The organism is Glutamicibacter nicotianae (genome assembly GCF_002797775.1).
In the GTDB taxonomy this organism is placed as follows: Bacteria; Actinomycetota; Actinomycetes; order Actinomycetales; family Micrococcaceae; genus Glutamicibacter; species Glutamicibacter nicotianae.
In genome coordinates this window covers 2,800,955-2,823,686 of record NZ_PGEY01000001.1, presented here as the reverse complement: position 1 = coordinate 2,823,686, position 22,732 = coordinate 2,800,955, and the positions used below count along the sequence as shown (strand labels likewise).

Genomic DNA, 22,732 nt, shown 5'->3' with positions numbered 1-22,732 from the left:
ATGTCTGGGCAGTTAATTGGCGAGCTGGCGGCAGCAGCTATCGGGCGGCAGGTTCTGCAAGCTCGAGGCTGCCCCGGGCAGTTGCATCACGCAGCGCCGCACGCAGGGTCTCGCACCCTACGAACTGGTCGCGCGGCAGGCTTCCTGACGGGCATGCCGGCCGCTCCCGGCACAAGTCCAGGGCTTCGCCGGTCCACTGGATGCTGGTCTGCTCCCATGCGGTCTTGCGGACCTGGACCTTGGCCAGGCACTCGGTGCAGCTCACCTGCTGCATGGCGGCGTTGTCGCCCTGGGCACGTGCTGTCATGATGCTAGCTGCTTTCCATTGGGTCGGCGGAGGATCAGGGTGCGGGCCGAGGACCTGGTCCACAGGTCCATCGGCATGGTGGTGTCCACTTCGTATTCGTACCGCTCGGTCATCCCAGGAGTGATGTCCTGCGTATCCACGAAGAACTGCGAGTACCAGCGGCGCAGCGCGGCGACCGGGTGGCTGTCCGCAGGCTCGTCCTGGCGCTCGGTAGCGGCGGCGTCATCCAGCTGCGCGCGCACTGCCCCGGTGATCGAACGCAGGATCTGCGCGGCGTGGCCGCAGGCCGCGGTTTGCAGCTCGGGTGCCGGTGGATGCCCGGTGCGGACCATGACGCCGGTCATCAGCACCAGGCGCTTTGCGTCGATGGGGTAGTGCGCGGTGAGCACTACTGCATCCAGGGTGCGGTCTTCCAGTACGTAGTCCAGCTGCGCGATCATCACCGCCGGGCCGTAGTAGCTGGCCACCGAGTCGGCTAGTTCGATTGCCGGGGCATCATCCGCTGGATCCTGCAACTGGTAGCTGTAGTGCAGTGGGCCTTCGAAGTACTGGGTGGCAAGCTGCCCTTCGAAAACATTCTTGAAGTACAGCTGCTCGCTACGGGTGACATGGGGTGAATCGGCCAGATGCACCAGGTGCTCCATGACCTGGCCGGTGCCGGCGGAGAGGGTGGTTTCCTTCCATTCCCACGCCGAGAATTCAAGATCTTCGCCGTCATCCGGACCGGTGCCGCCGCGCAGGCGGGGGATGACCAGGTTCTGCGCAGGCTCAGCGCCTTGCGGGTCATGCCAGGCATAGAGCAGGCCGTCCTGCTCAAGGCTGGGAAGCTCCTGCTCGACCGTGCCGGCCTCCATCCGGACCGTTAGCTGGTCCTGGCCATTGGCTTGCACCGCCAACCGGGAGCCGAAGGCGCTCAGGCTGCGGGTGCTGCCGTCACGGAATCTGCGGGACAGGCCAAGGCAATGCCAACCGCGCGCGTAGCGCGCGGGAACAGCCTGGGGCTGTTCATCCCAAAATGGCTCCGGATTTGCTTGAACCATGTGCATCCCATCCTTTCGCCAAAACGGACTCAGAGACGCCTCTCCGCAGCACCTGCTCCGGAGAAGACTTAAATCTATATCTAGCCATATTTTCCGGTTCTGGAAACGGGGAATCCCGGTGTGCGGGATGTCACAAAAATCGTTGAATCGGGTTTGTCCCGAATTGTCCTACTGGGTGGGATGCAGCGTCCGGCCAGCGTGCCGTCTCTGATTGGGTAGCGCTCACACCCTGTGCGATGACGAAGGAGAAACTATGTCCGGCAATCAAGTTTGGGACGATGAATACGAGGTTGTAGTCATCGGCTCGGGCGCTGCGGCCCTGGCTGGCGCCTACACCGCGGCACGGCGCGGCCTGAAGACCCTGCTCGTGGAGAAGACCAACCTTCTGGGCGGCGCTTCGGCCTACTCCGGCGCCTCCTGCTGGCTGCCGGGCACCCAGGTGCAGCAGCGTGCCGAGGTCGAGGACTCCGGAGAGTCCGCCAAGGCGTACCTGCAGGCGGTCATGGGCGATCACGAGGTCGAACGCCGCGAGGCATTCGTGGACACCGCCCCGGAACTGGTGGAATTCTTCGAGTCGGATCCTGCCATCGAGTTCTACTGGACTGCATTCCCCGACTACTTCAACGCCCATGAGAGCAAGCCGCTGGGGCGCTCCATGATGCCGGTGGATCTGCCACGCGAGGACATCGGCGAACTGGCCGACCTGGTGCGTCCGCTGGTCGAGTACGACCGCTACAACCAGCCGCACCCGGACGGCCCGCTGACCGCAGGCCAGGCGCTGATCGGCCGGCTGCTGCTGGCGCTGACCAACACCGGCAACGGCACCATCCAGCTGGAGACCGAGCTGGTGGATGTCGTTTCCGAAGATGGCCGGGTGACCGGCGCCATCGTGAAGAATGCCGAGGGCACCCGCCGGATTCGCGCCACCGAGGGCGTCATCCTGGGTGCTGGCGGCTTCGAGGCCAACCAGGACCGGCGTACCCTGAACGGCACCCCGGGCAATTCCGGCTGGACCATGGCCCCTGCCGGAGCGAACACCGGCACCGCCATCCGTGCCGGCCAGAAGGCCGGCGGCGTCGTTGAGCAGCTGCACCAGGCCTGGTGGTGCCCGGGAGCAGCGCAGCCCAAGGGCAACGCGGCATTCGCACTGGGCTTCCGTGGCGGCGTGTGGCTGGATGCCAACGGCCAGCGCTTCGCCAACGAGTGCCTGCCCTACGACCAGATGGGCCGGGTGCTGGCGGCCGCGCCGGAACGCATCCCGTCCTGGTTCATTTTCGATTCGCGTTTCGGCGGCGAGCTGCCGGGCATCATGCGCCCGTTCAACACCACCCCGCAGGAGCACCTGGATGCCGGCACCTGGGTCAAGGCCGATACCCTCGAAGAGCTGGCGGCGGCCACCGGCCTGCCAGCCGATGCGCTGCAGGCCAGCATTGAGCGTTTCAACGGCTTCACCGTCACCGGCGTGGATGAGGACTTCCACCGCGGCGAGAACCCTTATGATCAGTTCTTCGCCGATCCTGAATATGGTCCGGGCCCGACCCTGATCCCGGTTGACCAGGCGCCGTTCTATGCGGCCCGCATGGTGCTGAGCGACCTTGGCACCAAGGGCGGGCTGCGCACCGACGTGGATGCGCGTGTGCTGCGTGAGGATGGTTCCGCTGTCGAGGGGCTGTACGCGGTGGGCAACACCAGCGCGTCCTTCTCCGGCGGGTTCTACCCCGGCCCGGGCACCCCGCTGGGCTCGGGCATGGTCTTCGCCTACCGTGCGGCCCAGACCCTGAAGGCCCCGGTACAGGCCCAGGTCGGCTAACCTCCGGAACCTTTGCATGACGAAGGCCGGGGCCGGCAGGAACACCAGATGTCCTGCCGGCCCCGGCCTTCGGTGTACCGGTTTCCAGCTCACTGGCAAAGTGCTGAGCCAAGCTAGTGCAGCCACTGCCCAGGCGCAACGCGAAGATGGCCGGAATCCTTGCGGATTCCGGCCATCTTCGCGATGCGTTCAGGCGTTGGTGCTTGTCAGCTAACCAAGGCTCCGGTTGGCCGGTGCTCCCGCTGCAATGCGGACGCCGCCCCTGCGTACATGATGTCCTTTACGGCGCCCAGTGTTTGGGGGTGCGCCGGTACGTGGGCGGTGACCAGCTGCACCGCGCGTTCCACGAGCTGTTCCACCGGAACCGCGTCGTCCACCAGGCCGGCGGCTGCCGCTTGGTCGCCATCGAAGCGCCGCCCGGTCAGCATGGCGTCGCGCGCCTGCGCTGGGCTGAGCTTGGACTGCACCATGGAGGCCATCCCTGCGGTGAAGGCGATGCCGATATTCACCTCGGGGAAGCAGAAGAAGCCGCGCTCGGTGCGCATCACCCGATAGTCGTGGGCCATGGCCAGCAGCGCCCCGCCGCCGAAGGCATGGCCGTTGATGGCAGCCGCGGTGGGCAGGGGCAGCGTGAGCAACCTGCGGTACAACGCCTGCAGCGGGCGCACGTAGTCCGGGTCGAGTTCCACCGGGCCCTCGGCCTCGGCCACGTCCAGGCCGTTGGAGTAGAACTTGCCCGTGCCGGTGGTCACCAGCGAGGTGGCCGGCGAAGCGAGCACCTCATCGAGCAGGTTGCCGATGTCCCGCAGCCAGCTGGTGCTTTGGCGGTTCTCATTCCCACCCAGGTCCAGGATGGCGGTGCCATCGATGTATTCCAGATTAGGCATTGGCACCTTCCTTGGCCGGCGCGAGCGGGCGGATGTTGCGCTTGAGGATCTTGCCGGCCGCGTTGCGCGGCAGCTCATGGGTGATTTCCACGCTGCGCGGCACCTTGTAGTTGGCCAGCCACTTGCGGCAGTGGGCAATCACTTCCTGCTCGGTGAGCGGCGTTCCAGGCAGCACCTCGACGACCGCGTGCGCTACCTCGCCCATGCGGTCATCGGGCCGGGGGAGCACCGCGCAGGCAAAAACGCCGTCCAGCGAACCGATGGTGTTCTCCACTTCGGCCGGGTACACGTTGAACCCGCCCACGGTGAACATGTCCTTGATCCGGTCAACAATGCTCAGATAGCCCTCTTCGTTGAGCTTGCCCATATCCCCGGTGTGCAGCCAGCCCTCGGCGTCAACTGCCTTGGCGGTAGCTTCCGGGTCATCCAGGTAACCGAGCATGACGTTCTCTCCGCGGACCAGCACCTCCCCGGCGGTGCCCGCAGGGACATCGTCTCCGTTGCTGTCCACAACGCGCACCTCGAAGCTGGCGGTGGGCCGGCCGGCGGTGGTGGTGACGGTGTGCGCGCTGTCGCCCGCGCGGCACATGGTGACCACCACTGCCTCGCTCAGCCCGTATGCGGTGGTCAGCTGCTTGACCTGGGCTTCGGTGCGCAGGCGTTCGAGGAGACGGTCCGGGACCATGGCGGAGCCGAGCACTGCCAGCCGCCAGTTGGTTTCCGCCGCGGCAGGGAAGTTCGGGTGGTCGAGGATCGATTGGTGGATGGTCGGGGCGCCGGGGATGACGCTGATCTTTTCCTCGCGCAGCAGGCGGACGGTTTCATCCAGGTCGAAGGTCGCCATGGGGTAGATGGCTGCTCCGGTGGCCAGGCAGACCAGGATGCCGACCTTGTAGCCGAAGGTGTGCGAGAACGGACTGACCACCAGGTAGCGGTCTTCTTCGGTGATCTGCGCGTGGTCGGCCCAGGCGTAGCTGACGCCCAGGGACTGGCGGTGGGCGGAGATGACGCCCTTGCTGCGCCCGGTGGTGCCGGAGGTGAAGAAGAGATCCGCGATGTCTTCGGGAGAAACTTGCGCGGAGCGAGCAGCGACCACAGCAGGATCGGTGCCGTTGCCGGCGGCCAGGAATTCGTCCCATCCCTCCATCGGAAGCACCGCGGTGCCCGCCGGGGTGCCGGAGGCCCCACTAGGCAGGCCGACCAAGGTCTTCAGTTTCGGCAGGCCCGGGACCAGATGGGCCTCGTCGGCGTAGCCGAGCTGTGTGGCGCCGTCTACGAGCAGGCGGGTGTAGGAGGTGCCCAGGAAGCCTTCGGCCACGAACAAGACCCGGGCCTCGGCCCGGGAGAGGATCTGGTGCGCTTCGATGCCGCGGAAGCGCGAGTTCAGTGGCACCATGGCAGCGCCGACGCTGGTGGCCGCAAGTGCTGCGATCACCCAGCGCGCGCCGTTCGGCGCCCAGATGGCTACCTTGTCACCGTGCTTCACGCCGCTGGCGATGAGCGCCGCGGAGGCCTGATGGATCTGCTCGGCCAGCTCGGCGAAGCTCAGGCGCATCGGCCCGTCGACCAGAGCCTCCCTGTCGGTGAAATGCTCGGCGGCGTAGGCCACCAGAGCGGGGATGGTTTGCGGTTGATCATGGCTCTGCATGCTCGTGGCTCCCTTGTCTCTTCGCAGCACCGTCCCCAACTGGTGGGACGCTCTGTGTTGGCGTAATCGAGCTCAATATCCACCACCCAACCCGGATCAGGGGCCGGCGGGGAAATAGTTCGAGGCTACTGAGGTTGGGGATGCTGTGAGCAGTGTGTCCCGGTGGGCGGGAGTGCCGGTGCTGTGGAAAAGATGCTGGGAGCCTCGGGCGGCAGGTTGCCGGGACCCTAGGCCACGATCCCGTCGAGGAACAGTGCGCTGCAATCGGCGGTGAGCTGGTCCAGCGTGTACTTCTTGGACGGGGTGAACCAGCGGGCGGTCAGCCACAGCGCATCGCGGATCAACCGGTGCGCCACCTGGGCATCTAGGTCCTGCTTGAACGCGCCGGAGGCGATGCCCTGCTCGATGACTTCCACCCAGAGCTTGGCGATGTCGCTGCTGATCGCGCGCGCACCGGTGGACTTGGGCAGCTTCTGGATGTACGCGACCTCGTTCTGGTAGATCTGCGTGGCGTGGGGGAAGTCGCGGATGATTTCCAAGGTGATGCGGATCAGCTGGTTCAGTGCCTCGCGGGGTTCGGTGCCCGATTCGGTGGCGTTGCGGTAGCGCCCTTGCAGTTCCTGCAGGAATTCGGTCAGGATTTCCTCGACCATCTCGTCCTTGGAGGAGAAGTGGTGGTAGAGGCTGCCCGAGAGCATGCCCACCGAAGCGGAGATTTCGCGCACCGAGGTGCCGCCGATGCCCTGCTCGGCAAAAAGCCTGGCCGCGTTGTCCAGGATGACAGTCCGTCGGGCCGGGGCAGTCTTTTCAGCCATGTGTCGCTCTTTCGCAGATGGTGCAGGTTCATGAGGTGCCGGATCTTCGCCGCGCCAGGCGCTGCGAGGTCGAATTCCATCCTAGCAACTAACCAAGCGCTCGCTATTTCTGCTGGGTGCGTCCCGGCCACCGGGATGCGCTGCCCGGCCCGCCACGGCACCGCGATGTAATGGTGGGCGGCGTGCACCATCCGCCGTCGATTTCCCTTCCCGAAGGAGCAGCCCATGAGGAATTGGACCCACCACTACGCCCGGATCAACGGCATCCAGATGCATTATGTGGAAGAAGGCCAGGGGCCGCTGGTGCTGCTGCTGCACGGTTTCCCGCACACCTGGTTCAGCTGGCGGCACCAGATTACCGCGCTCGCCGAGGCCGGCTACCGCGTGGTGGCTCCGGACCTGCGCGGCATGGGGCAGACCGAAGCGCCTCAGGAGCTCGCGGCCTATCGGGCTGACGTCATCACCGCCGATCTGGTGGGCCTGCTCGACCACCTGGGCGAGCAGCAAGCGGTGGTCTCCGGCATCGACTACGGCATGTTCGCCGCCTACGACCTGGCTGCCGAGCATCCCGAACGCGTACGTGCGCTGATTGGCCTGCAGTACGCCGGACTGCCGCACTACGACGCGCTGCCCTCGCAGATCGAGATCGAGCGCGGCAAGGAAGCGTTCAACCACATGGCCTACTACCATGTGGATCCGCAGGGCGCCCGCACCGACTACGACGCGCACCCGCGCGAAATCATCGCCAAGATTTTCCACGTGCTCTCCACCGACGGCGACTTTGCCGCGGTGCATGCCAACCCGCCGGGCACGCCCTACCGCCAGGCGCTGCCGCAGCCGCCGTCCTTGCCTTGGTCATGGCTGGGCGAGTGGGAACTGGAAGCCTATGTCAGCGACTTCGCCCGCAGCGGTTTCGGCGGAGGCATCAACTGGTACCGGGTGGCAGACCTGAACTGGGAATACCGCAACGCCCGCGCGGCCGGGAAGAGCACGGTGCCCTACTACTTCTTGGGCTCGGAAACCGACCTGCAACTGGCCGAACAGTACGGCGAGGGCATTCATGCGCAGCTCGACGCGCAGCATGAGGACGTGCGCCAGGTGGCCACCGTGCCCGGTGGTGGCTACCTGATTGCAATGGAGCGCGCTGCAGAGGTCACCGAGTACTTCCTGGCATTCCTCCACGATATGGACCGGGTGAGCGTCTAATCCGCCAGCGCACCTAGAATTGCCATCGAGGCGATGAGGAGGCTGCATGCAGTGGATTGAGGCGGCGTTTGTCCGTGGCGGAACGAGTAAGGGCCTGTTTTTTGCCGAGGACTGGCTCCCGGAAGGGCGCGAGGCCCGGGACCGGGTTTTCGCCGCGGCGCTGGGCTCCCCGGACCGCTTCTGCCGACAGCTGGACGGGATGGGCGGCGGCAGCTCCTCGCTGTCCAAGGTCATGGTGGTCTCCCGCTCACGGCGCGAGGGCGTGGACCTGGACTATACCTTCGGCCAGGTCGCGGTGGATACCGGGGTGACCGACTACGCGGGCAACTGCGGAAACCTGTCCTCTGGGGTGGTGCCTTTCGCCCTGGAAGCCGGACTGCTCCAGACCACCGATGGCCAGCAGCATTTCACGTTGTTCAACACGAACACCAACAAGATCGTCCAGGTGAGCCTGCCGGTTATCCAAGGCAGCGCCGCCGTGGCCGGCGAGCTCTCGCTGCCCGGGGTGCATGGCACCGGTGCGCCGATTAAATTGGGCTATCCCGACCCGTCCGGCAGCCGCAGCGCAGGACTTTTGCCCACCGGCAATCCGGTTGACCTGCTGCAGGTGGAAGGGCAGGAGTATCCGGTGAGCCTGGTAGATGCGGCGCTGCCGACGGTGGTCATCGAGGCCGCGCGGCTGGGCCTGGACGGCACCGAACTCCCGGAAGACATTGATGCTGACAAGCCGGTAATGGCGTTGCTGGAGAAGATCCGCCGGGCCGGGGCAGCGGCCATGGGACTGTGCGCCACTGCCGAGGAAGCCGCGCAGGTCATGCCGAAGATCGTGCTGGCTGCCGCGCCGGCACCGGCGACGCTGCTGGATGGCTCGCTCAGCCCAGCCGAGGACTGCGACCTGCTGGTCCGGGTGATCTCCATGGGGCAGACGCACAAGGCGGTTCCGGGCACCGGGGCGATGTGCCTGGCGGCGGCCGCGCAGATTCCTGTAAGCATCGCCGCAACGCTGGCCGGCCCGCGGAACAGCGACGTGATCCGGTTGGGCACCCCCTCCGGCGCGGTGTCCGCCGCAGCGCATTTCAACGACGCCGGGCAACTGGAGCACACCTCGCTGCTGCGCACCGCGCGGATCCTGATGAAGGGCTTCGTGCAGCTGCCGCGATAGCACTCCCGCGGCAGCTGCACGAAGTTCCCTGGATGAACTGCTAACCGACGCTGCTCAGCGGCAGCAGCCGCTCGCAGTCCACCGCGTACGGGGAGCTGCCCTCCGGCAGTGCGCCGTGCTGGTCATTGGGCTTCATCACGCAGTGGGTGCGCCCGTAGACCGTGTACATGCACTTGTTGCAGTGGATGCAGCGGCTGGTCACGGTGGAATCCTCGCGGATCCGGTTGGCCAGGTCCGGCTCGCGCAGCAGCCCGCGGCCCATGGCCACGAAGTCGAAGCCCTCGCGCATGCCGGTGTCGATGTGCTCCCGGCTGGTGATGCCGCCGAGCAGGATCAGCTTGGTGTGCTTCATGACCGGCACGAACTGGCGTGCCGCTTCCAGCATGTACAGGTCCTTGTACGGGAAGCTGCCCAGGGCGAGCTTGCCGAACAGCCGCACTCCGGTCTTCATCGGCTCCTTGACCACGGCGGCGAAGTCCGAGACCGGCACGTCGCCGCGGAACAGGTACATCTGGCGGATGATCGAGGACCCCTGGGTCAGCTCGATGGCATCCAGGTTCCGGTCCTGGTCCAGCAGCTGCGCGGTGCGGATCGAGTCATTGAGCCAGATGCCGCCCGGCAGCCCGTCGTCCATGCTGATCTTGGCAATCACAGCGATCTTGTCGCCGACCACCTCGCGCACGCGCTGGGCGATTTCGCGCACGAAGCGCGAACGGTTCTCGATGCTGCCGCCGTACTCGTCCTTGCGCCGGTTCAGCAGCGGGGAGAGGAAGGAACTGGGCAGGTAGTTGTGCCCGAAGTGCAGCTCCACGGCGTCGAAGCCAGCCTGCACCGCAATCCGCGCCGCAGCCCCGAACTGCTCGATGACTCCGGTGATTTCCCAGCGGCGGATCGCGCGGCAGTATTCCATGGACGAGGGGTTCACGAACTTGCTCGGCCCCATGGAGGTCACGCCGGTGATCTTCTTCGAGGCGACCATGCCCGCATGGCCCAGCTGCGCGCTGATCGCCCCGCCCTCGGCATGGATCGCATCGGTCAGCTGCCGCAGCCCGGGCAGCGCCTGCTCGCTCATCAGGATCTGCCCCGGCGCCGAGGCGCCTTCCGGGGAGACGCAGCAGTAGGCCACGGTGGTCATCGCCGCGCCGCCGCGGATGAAGTCCAGGTGGAAATCGATCAGGTCGTCGGTGACCAGGCCCTTGGGGGAGCGGCCCTCGGAGGTGGCGGCCTTGATGATGCGGTTGCGCAGCGTCACCGGGCCCAGTGTGGTCGGGGCGAATGGGTCGGGAATGGTGGTGGTCATGCTCGTCCTTTCCGCGGCGCGAGGCCGGGTTGTGGGATAGGGAACAGCAAAAAGATGGCAAGGGGCTCCCACCATGGTGCGGACCGTGGTGGGAGCCCCTTGCCGGCTGCGCCGAGGCGTCCTAGACGGGGTCCTCGACCAGCGCGTCGCCGATGACCGGCTCCACGCGCGACTTGATTTCCAGCTTTCCGTCGCGCACTGCGTCGTCGATGCTCTGGCTCAATGACGCGCAGCTCAGCGCGGTGGTGCCGCAGACGCTGTCGCGGTCATCGGCGGTGGCTTCGGCGAAGCGGGGGCACGAGGTTGCCGCATCACTGACCCACTGCACACTGGTGTGCGGGATGCTGTATTTCTCCACCAGGACGGCGGTCCCGCACTGCTGGCAATCGATCTGTTTCATGATGTGCTCCTCGCTGGCCCTGGTTCCGGGCCGATAGTTCTTTTCCCCATGCGGCGTTGCGCCGGGTGCGTGGTGTGTCGGCTAGGACTAGGCCTTGGCCTTGGTCGGATCCTGCTCCGGGACGATGCCCTTGGCCACGTTCTGGGCGACCTCGACCTTCCAGGTTTCCAGCGCCTTGGTGGTGTCCACCTCGAACTCGAAGCGGGCGACCATGTCCTCGGTGATGTCCTCGACATCGACGAAGAACTGTTCGTACCAGCGGCGCAGCTGGTAGACCGGGCCGTCCTCGGCGGTCAGCAGCGGGTTGTCGATGCGGGTCTTGTGCTTCCAGATCTCCACGTCCTGCTTGAACTGGGTCTCCACGCCCTCGGTGAACATTTCCGCCATGCCGTCGGCCTGCTCCTGGGTGACGCCGTCGATGGTGTGCACGGTGGTGCCGAACATCAGCACGAACGAGTCCTGCGAGATCGGGTAGTGGCAGTTGACCAGCTTGGTTTCCACGGTGGTGTCGCCGGCCACGGTGTACACGGTGTCCAGCATGAAGGACGGGCCGTAGTAGGCGGCATCCGAGATGGTCTCCGAGTCGGGCATGTCCAGCTGCACGCCAGTGTGGATGTCGTCGCGGCCGGTGGAGCGCATGTGCTGCGCGGCGACGTGGCCTTCGAAGATGTTCTTGAAGTACTGCGGCATCTGGTAGTGCACGTAGAAGAAGTGCGCCATGTCCACCACGTTGTCCACGATTTCGCGGCAGTTCGAGCCCTCGACCAGGAAGGTGTTCCAGGACCAGTCGCTCCACTCGTCGGTGCCGAAGCCCGGGATCTCCGGGATGGTCACCTCTGGTGGCGGCGGGTTGCCCTGCGGGTCGTTCCAGACGAACAGCAGGCCGTTGACCTCCATGGTTTCCCAGGCGGCGGTGCGGGCACGCAGCGGGACGCGCTGCGCGTACGGCACGTCCTTGCACTTGCCGTCGCCGCCCCAGCGCCAGTCGTGGAACGGGCAGGAGATCTCGTCGCCCTTGACTTCGCCCTTGGACAGGTCGCCGCCCATGTGGCGGCAGTAGGCGTCCAGCACGTTGAGCTTGCCCTTGGTGTCGGCCCAGATCACTACCTTGGTGCCGAAGACCTTGATGGTGTGCGGCTTGCCGTCGCGGAAGTCCTTGGAGCGGCCCAGGCAGTGCCAGCCGCGGGCGAAGCGGGTCGGGTTGCTGCCCGTTTCGATGAGCCGGACTTCGTCGAACTGCTCGGAATCGGTGATTTCGGTCATGTCAATGGACATGGCTTCTCCTTTTCGTTGGTGTGGTGCCGGCGAGCCGTGAATTCTCGCCGAAAGATAGCTGCGCACCGATGGCAGGGCCATCATCGGTGAAGGCCTGGATGGTGCGGCGAGCCGGGGGATCTGCGGGTTTGCTCAGCGCATGAGCACCTGGCCGCCGTCCACCGGCAGCGAATGCCCGGTGATGTAGCGGGAATTCTGCGAGCAGAGGAACACGACCGCCGGGCCGATGTCCTTCTCGGTGTCGCCCAGGCGCCCCAGCGGAATCGTCGCGATGTACTCGCGGGCTTCCTCCGGGTTGATGCGCTCCCAATGCTCAAGGGCGGGCGAGGTGGCCAGCGGAAGGATCGCATTGACCCGGATGCCGTCGTTGGCCCATTCGCAGGCCGCCGTGCGAGTGAGCACCCGGATCGCTTCCTTCGCGGCCGCGTAGCCGCCGTAGCCGGTCGGATTCCAGCGCACCCCGGCGCCGGAACCCAGGTTGACGATGCTGCCCTGGCCTTGCAGGTGCGGGTGGCAGGCGCGCATCAGGCGCCAGGTAGCCAGCGGACCCGATTCCATGCCGCGCAGGTAGTCCTGCTCCGGCAGCTCCAGCAGCTCGCCGTGCACTGCGGTCTGGGCGTTGTTGACCAGGATGGACAGCCCGCCGAAATGCCCGACCACGTCCTGGACCAGCTGTTCGATCTGCTCCGGGTCGATGACATCGCAGGCGAATGCCTGGGCGTCGCCGCCCTCGCTGCGGATTTCCGCGGCCACGTTCTCGATCTTCTGCGCGGTGCGACCGGCCAGAGCCACGCGGGCTCCTTCGGCTGCCAATGCGCGGGCGATGCCGCGGCCGATGCCTTGGCCCGCTCCGGTGATCAAGGCCACCTGGCCGTCGAGTACACCCATGCCTGCTCCTCTTCGTTGCCAACACTTCCGCACTCAGTGTGCCAAGCGAATGTGACCGGGATCTCTTCGCATCCCACTGTCCGGGACTTTGCGCCGAGCGCTTTCCAGAACGGCAACATACTGATTCCACATTCGGGGTCAAGGGCCTGCGCAGCGCCGCCGAAGCACCCCGGGCGTACATCACATCACTCGCAAAGAAGAGGAATCCCCATGAGCACGACCGGGCGGAACAGCACGCCGAAATCCAAATTCCCTGGCTACGCGAAGATCGTCAGCGTCCTGCTGGCCGCCGAATTCGTCGGCACCTTCGAGTCCGCGATGATCTTCATCGCGCTGCCCAGCATGATGCACGAGTTCAACGTCGACGCGGCGGCGATCGGCTGGGCCTCGACGGCCTTCCTGCTCGTAGCCGCCGCCTCCGCCGCGGTCTGCGGCCGCCTGGGCGACATGTACGGGCGCAAGAAGCTGCTGGCCATCGTGCTGGCGATTTCCGTGGCCGGATCGGTCATCAGCTTCACCTTCGGTTCGCTGGAAGGCGTGATCCTGGGCCGTGCGCTGCAGGGCGTCGCCGGGGCGACCTTGCCGCTGTGCCTGGGCTTGGCCCGGCAGCAGCTGCCCAAGGACAAGGTGCCCAATGTGATCGCGTTGATCGCCGGGTCCTCCTTCCTGGCCGGCGCCGGCGGCAACTTGATTTCCGGCGTGCTGCTGCAGCTGGGCAACTGGAAGGCGCTGTTCATCGTCTCCGGAATCATGGCCGCCGTGGCCACGCTGATGGTGCTTTTCCTGCTGAAGTCTTCACCGGTGAACCGCGCCGAGGCGCGCGGCATCGACTACATCGGCGGGCTGCTGTTCGCCCCGGCTGTCGCCCTGGTTCTCTACGGCCTGACCAATGCCAGTGCCTGGGGGCCGCTGGACGGCAAGACCCTGGGCTTCGTGCTCGGCGGCCTGGCAGTTGCCGCGATCTGGGTCTGGTGGGAGCTGCGGGCGCAGAACCCGATGATCAACCTGCGCCTGATGAAGACCAACAAGATGGCGCTGACCCAGCTGTGCACCGCGGTGCTGGGCATCGGCCCGCTGGTGGCAGTGGGCATCCTGACCCCGCTGATCCTGCTGGCGCCCGCCACGGATCCCGCTGGCCTGGGCGTTTCGCCGGCCGTCGGTGGATTGGTGATCTTCAGCGCCGCGACCCTGAGCTTTGTCGGCTCGCCGTTCAGCGGCAAGGTCGCCGCCGCCGTGGGCGCCCGCCGTGCGCTGCTGATCGGAATCGTGATCAGCTTCATCGGCTACTCGATGATGTTCTGGGCGGATAACACGCTGCTGACCTTCATCATCAACACCTACGTGATCGCCATCGGCGTCATGTTCGCCTACACCGCGTTCCCGAATCTGGTGGCCGAATCCGTGCCGCTGGAGAACACCAGCGAGGGCATGGGCATCAATACGGTCACGCGCACCATCTTCATGGCCGTGGGCACCACGGTGCTGACCATGGCGCTGGCCTCCTCGACGGTTGAGGGGACCACGGTCTCCACCGAAGCCGGGTTCAACACCGCCTACATCATCATCTCTGCCAGCTGCGTGCTGGCCTTCTTCCTGGCGCTGCGCATCAAGGACGTGCCGCGCACCGAAGCCGCCGACCCGCAGGATGCCGCGGAAGCCCGCGTAGCCGGCGCCTAGCGCCCGCCCATTTATCCGGGGCAGGGATCTGCCTGCCCCGCCATATGCCGCCGCCCCGGCGGGTTCGATGCTGCGAACCTGCCGGGGCGGGGACCCGTCCGCCGGTGGTGCATCCAACGAATCTCGCGCGCCGTTGCGGACTTTCTTGCAGTACGCATTACCCAGCGCCCGGTGCCCCGGGCGCTGTCCCAACCATGCACTGGCAACAGAAAAGGAAACACAATGGCGTCGTTTCTAGATAGGCAAGATCCCTCAGCCATCCGCTCCAGCTATGCGAAGATCATCACCGTGCTGATCGCCACGGAGTTGGTGGGCACCTTCGAATCGGCGATGATCTTCATCGCCCTGCCCAGCTTGATGGCCGAATTCCAGACCGATGCGGCCACCGCAGGCTGGGCCGCCACCTCCTTCCTGCTGGTCGCCGCGGCCTCCGCCGCGATTTGCGGCCGGCTCGGCGACATCTACGGGCGCAAGAAGATGCTGGTGATCGTCTTGTGCATCTCGGTTATCGGCTCGATCATCAGCTTCACTTCCGGCTCCATCGAAGGAGTCATCCTGGGCCGTGCCTTCCAGGGCGCTGCCGGCGCGACGCTGCCGCTGGGCCTGGGCATCGCCCGTGCCGGCATCGAGAAGGACAAGGTTCCCGGAGCGATCGCGCTGGTCGCCGCGGTGTCCTTCATCGCCGGCGCCGGCGGCAGCCTGGTGGCAGGCGTGCTGCTGGATTTGGGCAACTGGCAGGGGCTGTTCATGGTCTCCGGCATCCTGGGCCTGGTCGCCGCGGTCATGGCCATGGCCATGCTGGACCGCTCCACCGGGCTGAGCACCGAACGCGAGAAGGTCGACTACATCGGCGGCGTGCTCTTCGCCCCGGCTGTCGCATTGGTGCTCTACGGGGTCTCGAACTCCGTTGCCTGGGGCATTACCGATGCCCGCACCTTGCGGTTCGTGCTCGGCGGCCTGGCCATCGCGGCCATCTGGATCTGGTGGGAACTGCGGGTCCAGAACCCGATGATCAACCTGCGCCTGCTGAAGACCAACAAGATGGCGTTGACCCAGCTGGCCACCGCGATCCTGAGCGTGGGCCCGCTGGTCGCCGCGCAGATCATCGGCCCGATGATCATGCTCTCCCCGGCCGGTTTCGGCGTGGGCCTGGGTCTGTCGCCGACCATGGGCGGACTGGTCATCTTCGGCGCCGCGTCCGTGGCGTTCATCTGCTCGCCGATCAGCGGGAAGATCGCCGCGAAGGTGGGTGCCCGCCGTTCGCTGCTGATCGGCGTGGTCATCTGCGTGATCGGCTACGGGGCGCTGTTCTGGGCGCAGTACAGCGTGCTGAGCTACATTATCGCGATCAACGTGGTGTTCATCGGCACCATGTTCGCCTACACCGCGTTCCCGAACCTGGTCGCCGAGTCGGTGCCGGTGGAGAACACCAGCGAGGGCATGGGCATCAACACCGTCACCCGAACCATCTTCATGGGCGTGGGCACCACCGTGATCACCATGGCGCTGGCCTCCTCTACCGTGGAGGGCGCCGGGGTGCCGAGCGAGTCGGCCTACACTCTGGCCTACGTGATCATCCTGGCCACCAGCCTGGTCGGCTTCGTGGTCTCCTGGCTGATCCGCGACCGGATCAATGCGCAGGCCACGGCCGGTGACGAGGACCTGGTGGGAGCCGTCGAAGGCTAAGCACCTGGGTGGCTGAAGGCAATTGGCCGGGAAGGGACCAGTCCAGTATTTGGTTCCCTCCCCGGCTTGTATTTTGGGGGCGTACCGGTTTTAGGCGCCGCTGCGCTTGATCAGCGCGGCCAGCGCCTGCCCGCCGCCGATGCACAGGGTGATGACCGCATAGGTGAGGTCGCGGCGCACCAGGTCCTTGGTCGCGCGCAGCGTGAGGATGGTGCCGGTGGCCCCGATCGGATGTCCCAAAGCGATGGCCCCGCCGTACGGGTTCACGCGCGACGGGTCCAGCTTGGCATCCCGGATGACTGCCAGGGCCTGCGCGGCGAAGGCCTCGTTGACCTCGAAGGTGTCGATGTTCTGCGGGGACAAGCCGGTTTCGGCGAACAGCTTGTGCAGGGCCAGGGTCGGGGCATAACCCATGTATGCCGGGTCCAGCGCCGCGGTGGTGACATGTTCAATGGTGGCCAGGGAACGCAGGCCGTGTTCCTGCACGGTGGACTGCTTGGCCAGCAGTACCGCCGCAGCCCCGTCGTTGATGCCCGAGGCATTGCCGGCGGTCACGCTGCCGTCCTTCCGGAAGGCGGGCTTGAGCAGCGACAGGCTTTCCGCCGTGGTGTCCGGGCGCGGGTGCTCGTCGAGGCTGACGGTCACCGGCTTGCGCCCGCCTGTGGTGACCTCCGTGATTTCCTCGGCGAACGCGGCTAGGGCTTCGCTGGTGCCCGAGCGGCTCTGGCTTTCGGCGGCGAACTCGTCCTGCTGCTCGCGGCTGATGCCGTACTTGTCCGCCACGTTCTCCGCGGTGACACCCATGTGCTGCCCGGAGAACGGGTCGGTGAGCATGGCCACGGTGCCGTCCAGCACCGTGCGGTTGCCCAGCCGCGAGTTGCCGCGGGCGTCATAGTCCAGAAACGGCATGCGGGACATGGACTCGGCCCCGCCGGCGAGGATGAACTGCGAGCCGCCCCAGGCCAGCTGCTGGGCTCCGGACCAAATAGCCTGCAGCCCGCTGCCGCACAGCCGGTTGACGGTGAAGGCAGGCGTGGAGTCGGGCAGTCCGGCGCCGAGGGCCACGCGTCGGGCCAGGTAGGCGTCGGGTCCGACCTGGCCCACGCAGCCCATGACGACCTCGTCGACCTGCTCCGCGGAGACCCCGCTGCGGGACAGCGCCTCGCGGGCTGCAACTTGGCCCAGCTCATGGGCCGGAACCGAATTGAGGCTTCCGCCGTAGCGGCCTACGGGCGTGCGTGCGCCGTCGAGAATGGCGATCTTTTCTGTAGACAAATCGGCTTCCTTAGCTCAGGGTTTACTGGGGCAGGCCCGCGGCGTGCCTCTTGCCTGTCACGTTACAAAAAAGTCCTAGTGGCAGGCGTGAGATGATCCCGTTCTCCGGGATCCTTCGGGCGCCTGCGGCTGGGGCTGGGCGAGCATGGAGGGCGGGGACCCTCACCGGGCCCGCGCGGCGACCCGGAAGCTTCCGGAGTAAGGGTTTTCATGTTCTCCGATTTGGCGTTCTTCTCCTTCGTGCAGCTGGCCGATGCCTCGCTGCATGGCGAGTACAACCGCTGGCACCAACTGGACCACCGCCCCGAGAACCTGGCCCTGCCCGGCGTGGCCTGGGGAGACCGCTGGGCGCGGGTGCGCGAGCAGGACCCCGCGCACGCGGCGGACTCGACGTTTGCGGACACCGACTTCGTGGCGATGTACTGGTTCCGTGACCCGGTAGAGCAGAGCGTCGACGCCTGGGACCGCCTGGGCGAAGCATCGTTCCAGTGGGGTCGCGGCCCGATCATCCCGGGAGTCGAGCGCAAACTGCTGGCCTTCTTCCGCCCGGTCAAGGGCTACTCCGCGCCGCACGCACTGGTCAGCCCCGACGTGCTGCCGTTCCGCCCGAACCAGGGCATGCACATCACGCTCACCCGCTACCCGGAGCCGCACGGGCTGGACGCGCACGACAGCTTCCGCTGGGAAGACACCGAACTGATGCCGGAACTGCTGAAGGTCCCCGGGGTTGCCGGCAGCTGGACGTTCTCCTTCAGCCACGCCCAGCAGCACACTACGCTGCCTTTTGCGGACACCGTCAGCCACCAGCCGGGTGAGCTGCGCATCCGCCTGCTGTATCTGGACGAGGAACCGCGAATGACCGGTTCCGCCATCCGCAGCACCGAACATCAGCTTGCCGCCGAACCCTCGGCACCACAGGCCGGAGAAGTCCTCTTCTCCTCGACACTGAGCACAATCATTCCTTGGAGGGACTGGTGAAAAGCATTGAAGAGCGCCTGCAGGCACTGGAAGACCGGGCTGAAATCCTGGACTTGATCGCAAGCTACGGACCGTTTGCAGACTCCGGCAACGGCCAGGCCATCGAGAGGCTCTGGGCGGAAGGCGGGACCTACTCCTTCGACACCATCACGCTGCAGTACGAAGACCTGGCAGGGCTGGTCGAATTCGACACCCACAAGGACTTCATGGCCGCTGGATGCGCGCACGTCGGCACCGCGCCGTCGCTGCGCATCGACGGGGACGCCGCAGTGGCCACGAACCACTCGTTGGTTTTCGCCCGCCGCGGCGAGCCGTGGACCGCCGAGCGCGTCAGCGCCAACCGCTGGGAGTTCGTCCGCACCGCCGAGGGCTGGAAAGTGTCCAAGCGCGAGAACCGGCTGCTGACCGGCAGCGAATGGGCGCGACAGTTGTTCAGCAACTAGTGGTGCTCGTGATGCGGCAGACATGGGAACTATCGCGGCATGAGCCGAGACGAGGGTTCGAAGCGATCGATTTAACCAAGTTGTATTTGCTACATTCATGACGCTGTGGTGCGTTCAGTTTTTCCGTGCTGACACAAGACGGAGCGAAGGCTGAAGCGCCGTAACTTAGATAACCGGCAATGAATCAGTACTCGATAAGTACTGGCATGCAACCGGTTCTGAGGCAAGTGCTGGACATGTGACTCTTTTGGCGTTGGTTACTAAACACGGCGCAAACAATAGCACCAGTCGCGCGTTCATGACTGGTGCTGATCGTATCCGGAACCAGTTCGGGATCAATGTGGAGGATCTGAACCGGGATCATCCCACGGCGGCGACTGACTGGCCCCGGGCTTTGCATGATGCCCTGGACGACTATCTGGCTGGTCAGCGAGCCACCGCGGAGCCGCCACCCATGGGCCAGGAGCCGTGGTTTGCGCAGCCGCAGGGAACGTTCCGGAATTACGACTACAACAACGCTCTGGAACGTGATGTGAAGATCAGCAAGCAGGAAGCGTTACGTCTGCTTGATAGTATGCCAGCGGATACGGTGAGTGACCGGTCTATTAGTGGACGCGACACCATCAGTCATGTGCCGTCCTGGTATGGGAACGACGATGAGGTAGACCGGGCGATTGCCGGGAAGTTCCCGCACCTGGTGCCCGAAGGCGCGAAGCTGCCACCGCAGACCGCTACTGCCGAGGCGGCGGAAGCCCAGCAGGGTGAGGCCGCTCATCAGGGGCAAGCTGAACGGTTCGAGGGCGAAGAACACCTTCACCGGGCGAACGCTAAAACTGCCGAAGCCGAAGAAGCCGGTAAGCCGGCCCCGGCTGGGGCTGGCCCGGAGGATGCGGGCAAGCTGCCGTTAGATCAGCACAGTGCCGCCTCTGAACGGGTGATCGCTGTGTGGAAGCAGAATGGTGGTAAGGATGCTGATTTCCCGTTGCCGCCGAGCACGCAGAATCCGCAGCCGGCGATGAAGCACCGCAAACGCGTTGTGTCCGCGGCGGCCCCGGCTCGAATCCAAGGACAGGAGCTGTCGCGATGATCGGCATCCCACCGAATAACGATGAGCTGGATCTGGACGGCGACGAGACCCAGGAGCCGACGGCACGGCCAGCGGCCCCGTCGCGGGACACCGGGCACGCGGAGCCGGAGCGGCCTTTCGTGTATGAGGATGCGCAGCAGAGGTTGCGCGGCTAGGCGCTGCCGCGTTACCTGCGGAAGTATGGGCCTTCGGGGCGTGCGTGGGCGCCGAACTGGTATGAGTACCCTGAAGTGTATTCGGTGATTACCGCGTTGTGGGAGACGTGGGAGCAGATGCGGTGGGACGGCCCGCAGCAGATCCTGGTGTTCTACCGGGACTACTTCTACCCGCTGATGGATCGGCTCACCGCACAGGATGGCCCGTTCCACGCGTATGACAAGGTCATGCACCCGCAGCTACCGGAGATGTTCCCTGTGGCTGAGGCTCCGGAGGGGTACTTCCGGTCATCCGTGCAATAGGGCTGTTGTCCCAGGAACGAACCAACGGGAAGATAAGGAAACTGCTTCAATAGCTACTGCAGAAGCGCTGGAGCACGATTAATGCTGGCTCAACTTCCTCGTTTGCCGAAGTGAAGTTTATACATGCTACTGTTTGATTTAATTTATTCAGACAGAATCAGCGTACTTCTTCTTTGTTGAAGTTCTTCATCAATTCAAAAGTAAAGGTGACATGAGACTCTGGCGGCATATTTCTTCTGTAACTGTGCTCGGTATCGTGTGTAGTCCGACACTTGCTTTCCCGGCATACGCGAGTGAAGAAACACCAAGCAGCTCCTTAGAGCAACTGATCACTGATTATGCTCCTGAAGAGATACCGATGGCTGAGACGGATATGGAAAGTGGCCGATTCGAGGCGAAAATTGACCGCACTGAGGTGGCTATCGATTCAGGATCATCTGCAAAAATTGAGATTACTGACTTTAGCGGAACGGCCCGATTAGTTCCTCTGCCCAATAAGAGTCTCTCCGAGGGTAAAGAATCATCGGAGGGCTCTGTCCATTATGAAGTTGAAGACGGAACGAGGCTGATTGCTCAACCTCTGCAAGATGCTTCGGTTCGGTTATCCGTAGCGATTACAGATGCTTCACAGCCCCAGGAATTTTCTACGATCTAATCCCTGATGGGGGGTGCCCCTATGTATTTTGTCAAGCAGCTTCCACCACCGGAGCATCGTCAAGCGACCTGTCCCGGATCATGGCGAACATCACCGTCAGCCTGCGATGGGCCAACGCGATGAGCGCCTGGTTATGACGTTTTCCCTGGGCCCGTTTCCGGTCATAGTAAGCGCGGCTGGCAGGGTCGAAACGGATGGACGCGAACGCCGAAAGGAACAACGCTCGCTTCAATCTCTTGTTGCCTGAATGGTTGACGCGTTCGGACTTGATCGAGGTGCCCGACTGGCGGGTGACGGGCGCCAACCCAGCATAGGAAGCCAAGGCGGCGGCACTATCAAAGGTCTTGCCGGAGGTCTGAAGCAATGAATACCGCAGTGGTCCTGACCGCAACCCCTGGCATGGACGTCAGGACCGGGCAAAGAGGGCGGAACTCCACCATAGCTTCAAGATGCGTGGCCACGTCCGCCCGCTGAGCATGCAGAGCGATCAGCTGCCGGGCCAAGTGCGGAATGATCAGCCCGGCGGCCTCGGTGCCAACCACGACCACTGTTTGCTCATCCATCGCGTCCAGGATGGCGCCGGCCCAGGAGGTGTGCCGGCGGGCTCCGTGCTTGGTCAGGTTCGCATCGATCCTGGCCTTGCCGGCATGCTTCAACGCTGCTGGGATAGGCCAGGCGGCGAGGACTTCGAGCACCGCATCATGCTCCAGCCACGGACCGACCACCCGCTCGAGCGAGGGATGGATTTGGGTGAATAGCCCGCGGATCCGGTTGCTGGTCTGGGTGATCTGGCGGGAGAGATCCAGGTCGAAGCCGGTGGGCATGCCCAGGGCGGCTTCTTCCTCGTCCGAGACCTGCAGGCTGCGCAGCGTATGCGGCATGGTGCGGGCCGCGGCAGCGATAATGAACGCATCCTTTTCGTTGGTTGTGGCCGTACCCGGATACATGTCCGCGATGCGTCGCATGGTCAGCCCGGGCAGGTAGGCCACGGTGATGCACAGGTGCTGGGCGACCGCGACGGCCAGGGCACCGCGGGTCGCTGGCTGGTCCACGACCACCAGGACGGTGCCCTTGACGCTGAGATCCTGGTAGACCTTGGTGAGCTTTGCTTCGTCGTTGGGCAGGGTTTTATTCCAGATGGTGGTGCCCTCCACCGTCACGGCGCAGCCCCAATGGTCGGTCTTTCCGACGTCGAGCCCGAGGAAAATATCGATTTCCGTGGTGTTCATGACCGGTGCTCCTTTGAACCGATGATTTGTTCACGGTCGACCAACCGTCGGTAGCAAAGCCTTACACCCACGTTACGACTGGCGTCCAGTGTTCCTGGCGCCGTGCCCCTGATTAGCAATCACCTCGCTGCCATCCAATCCCGGTGGCAACACCCCCCCCGGACTATTGGATATGCAGGGGCAAGACACCATGCCGGGATTGGCCGGCCGACAGCTCCCATCATCCTCGGGTGAGCGAGCTATCAACAAGGTAACGGGTCTGCTGAGATTGTCGAAGAGCATGCCTTATTCAGGATGCGAACGAAGAAATTTATGGAACTGTTGCAGCACCCTGGGCTGTAGACAGTGCTGGACGCCCAGTTCGGACTACTTATGAGATCAGAGACAATCTCGTAGTCCAGAAGGTCGAACACAGTTCAGATAATACTTACCCGGTGATTGCTGCCCCTCTATTCAAACCCTGACAGACAGGGGCCCGGTCCCGGGCTTAGTACTGGTATCAGCCG

The 22,732-nt window shown here is 64.9% G+C and carries 21 protein-coding genes and 1 pseudogene; 11 read left to right on the top strand and 11 right to left on the bottom strand.

All coding sequences use genetic code 11. From position 1 onward, the window contains the following. Window positions 1-37: 37 nt before the first annotated feature. Window positions 38-307 carry a hypothetical protein gene (locus ATK23_RS13140; protein ID WP_066143008.1) on the bottom strand — a complete coding sequence of 90 codons (270 nt, stop codon included), beginning with the start codon at window positions 305-307 and terminating at the stop codon, window positions 38-40. Continuing rightward, the gene (locus tag ATK23_RS13135) at window positions 304-1,347 is read right to left on the bottom strand and encodes a 3-ketosteroid-9-alpha-monooxygenase, oxygenase component (RefSeq protein WP_157066409.1); all 1,044 of its coding nucleotides are present in this window, start codon (window positions 1,345-1,347) and stop codon (window positions 304-306) included. Before ATK23_RS13135 ends, ATK23_RS13140 begins: the two co-directional genes overlap by 4 nt. Window positions 1,348-1,600: 253 nt before the next feature. Here ATK23_RS13135 and ATK23_RS13130 point away from each other — a divergent pair, with 253 nt between their 5' ends. After that, window positions 1,601-3,157, top strand: a complete 1,557-nt coding sequence (locus ATK23_RS13130; RefSeq protein ID WP_066143013.1) for an FAD-dependent oxidoreductase — start codon at window positions 1,601-1,603, stop codon at window positions 3,155-3,157. A 206-nt stretch (window positions 3,158-3,363) separates the two neighbouring features. Here the strand turns inward: ATK23_RS13130 and ATK23_RS13125 are convergent, their stop codons facing one another. The 3 genes from ATK23_RS13125 to ATK23_RS13115 all read right to left on the bottom strand — a co-directional run bounded on the left by ATK23_RS13125 (window position 3,364) and on the right by ATK23_RS13115 (window position 6,507). After that, window positions 3,364-4,044 (bottom strand): enoyl-CoA hydratase/isomerase family protein, encoded by a 681-nt coding sequence (locus tag ATK23_RS13125; RefSeq protein ID WP_066143016.1) that lies wholly within the window; start codon window positions 4,042-4,044, stop codon window positions 3,364-3,366. Further along, the gene (locus ATK23_RS13120; RefSeq protein WP_066143019.1) at window positions 4,037-5,692 is read right to left on the bottom strand and encodes an AMP-binding protein; all 1,656 of its coding nucleotides are present in this window, start codon (window positions 5,690-5,692) and stop codon (window positions 4,037-4,039) included. Before ATK23_RS13120 ends, ATK23_RS13125 begins: the two co-directional genes overlap by 8 nt. Before the next feature lie 227 nt (window positions 5,693-5,919). Then, on the bottom strand, window positions 5,920-6,507 hold the full coding sequence (locus ATK23_RS13115) for a TetR/AcrR family transcriptional regulator (RefSeq protein WP_066143022.1): 588 nt from the start codon (window positions 6,505-6,507) through the stop codon (window positions 5,920-5,922). 225 nt (window positions 6,508-6,732) lie between these two features. On the opposite strand from ATK23_RS13115, the gene ATK23_RS13110 reads away from it, so the two are divergent. Both ATK23_RS13110 and ATK23_RS13105 read left to right on the top strand, forming a co-directional pair. After that, a complete protein-coding gene (locus ATK23_RS13110; protein ID WP_066143025.1) occupies window positions 6,733-7,713 on the top strand; it encodes an alpha/beta fold hydrolase in 981 nt (326 codons plus the stop codon). 46 nt (window positions 7,714-7,759) lie between these two features. Next, window positions 7,760-8,875, top strand: coding sequence for a PrpF domain-containing protein (locus ATK23_RS13105; RefSeq protein ID WP_066143027.1), 1,116 nt, complete (start codon window positions 7,760-7,762; stop codon window positions 8,873-8,875). A gap of 40 nt (window positions 8,876-8,915) precedes the next feature. Here ATK23_RS13105 and ATK23_RS13100 read toward each other — a convergent pair whose 3' ends face one another. From ATK23_RS13100 to ATK23_RS13085, 4 genes are all read right to left on the bottom strand, one after another. After that, window positions 8,916-10,175 (bottom strand): NADH:flavin oxidoreductase, encoded by a 1,260-nt coding sequence (locus ATK23_RS13100; protein WP_066143030.1) that lies wholly within the window; start codon window positions 10,173-10,175, stop codon window positions 8,916-8,918. A gap of 121 nt (window positions 10,176-10,296) precedes the next feature. Beyond that, entirely contained in the window at window positions 10,297-10,575 is a 279-nt protein-coding gene (locus tag ATK23_RS13095) for a hypothetical protein (protein WP_066143033.1), read from the bottom strand. Window positions 10,576-10,662: 87 nt separating this feature from the next. After that, window positions 10,663-11,850: a 3-ketosteroid-9-alpha-monooxygenase, oxygenase component gene (locus ATK23_RS13090; protein WP_174520618.1), complete on the bottom strand. Its 1,188-nt coding sequence runs from the start codon at window positions 11,848-11,850 to the stop codon at window positions 10,663-10,665. Window positions 11,851-11,982: 132 nt separating this feature from the next. After that, window positions 11,983-12,738: an SDR family NAD(P)-dependent oxidoreductase gene (locus ATK23_RS13085; RefSeq protein ID WP_066143036.1), complete on the bottom strand. Its 756-nt coding sequence runs from the start codon at window positions 12,736-12,738 to the stop codon at window positions 11,983-11,985. A gap of 210 nt (window positions 12,739-12,948) precedes the next feature. Here ATK23_RS13085 and ATK23_RS13080 point away from each other — a divergent pair, with 210 nt between their 5' ends. Then, the gene (locus ATK23_RS13080) at window positions 12,949-14,415 is read left to right on the top strand and encodes an MFS transporter (protein ID WP_066143039.1); all 1,467 of its coding nucleotides are present in this window, start codon (window positions 12,949-12,951) and stop codon (window positions 14,413-14,415) included. A 222-nt stretch (window positions 14,416-14,637) separates the two neighbouring features. Beyond that, the gene (locus tag ATK23_RS13075) at window positions 14,638-16,101 is read left to right on the top strand and encodes an MFS transporter (protein ID WP_066143042.1); all 1,464 of its coding nucleotides are present in this window, start codon (window positions 14,638-14,640) and stop codon (window positions 16,099-16,101) included. A gap of 90 nt (window positions 16,102-16,191) precedes the next feature. Here the strand turns inward: ATK23_RS13075 and ATK23_RS13070 are convergent, their stop codons facing one another. Continuing rightward, entirely contained in the window at window positions 16,192-17,376 is a 1,185-nt protein-coding gene (locus ATK23_RS13070) for a thiolase family protein (protein WP_066143044.1), read from the bottom strand. Window positions 17,377-17,586: 210 nt separating this feature from the next. Here ATK23_RS13070 and ATK23_RS13065 point away from each other — a divergent pair, with 210 nt between their 5' ends. From ATK23_RS13065 to ATK23_RS16385, 6 genes are all read left to right on the top strand, one after another. Further along, window positions 17,587-18,354, top strand: coding sequence for a hypothetical protein (locus ATK23_RS13065; RefSeq protein WP_066143047.1), 768 nt, complete (start codon window positions 17,587-17,589; stop codon window positions 18,352-18,354). Next, the gene (locus ATK23_RS13060) at window positions 18,351-18,797 is read left to right on the top strand and encodes a nuclear transport factor 2 family protein (protein WP_053799201.1); all 447 of its coding nucleotides are present in this window, start codon (window positions 18,351-18,353) and stop codon (window positions 18,795-18,797) included. Before ATK23_RS13065 ends, ATK23_RS13060 begins: the two co-directional genes overlap by 4 nt. Window positions 18,798-19,035: 238 nt before the next feature. Continuing rightward, a complete protein-coding gene (locus ATK23_RS13055) occupies window positions 19,036-19,884 on the top strand; it encodes a hypothetical protein (protein ID WP_066143050.1) in 849 nt (282 codons plus the stop codon). Next, window positions 19,881-20,039 (top strand): hypothetical protein, encoded by a 159-nt coding sequence (locus ATK23_RS16390; protein ID WP_157066410.1) that lies wholly within the window; start codon window positions 19,881-19,883, stop codon window positions 20,037-20,039. Before ATK23_RS13055 ends, ATK23_RS16390 begins: the two co-directional genes overlap by 4 nt. Before the next feature lie 3 nt (window positions 20,040-20,042). Then, window positions 20,043-20,342, top strand: a complete 300-nt coding sequence (locus ATK23_RS13050; protein ID WP_083515640.1) for a DUF4913 domain-containing protein — start codon at window positions 20,043-20,045, stop codon at window positions 20,340-20,342. Window positions 20,343-20,553: 211 nt separating this feature from the next. Then, a complete protein-coding gene (locus ATK23_RS16385) occupies window positions 20,554-20,997 on the top strand; it encodes a hypothetical protein (RefSeq protein WP_157066411.1) in 444 nt (147 codons plus the stop codon). A 31-nt stretch (window positions 20,998-21,028) separates the two neighbouring features. Here ATK23_RS16385 and ATK23_RS13045 read toward each other — a convergent pair. Beyond that, a pseudogene (locus ATK23_RS13045) lies at window positions 21,029-22,226 on the bottom strand (IS110 family RNA-guided transposase). Window positions 22,227-22,732: the final 506 nt, after the last annotated feature.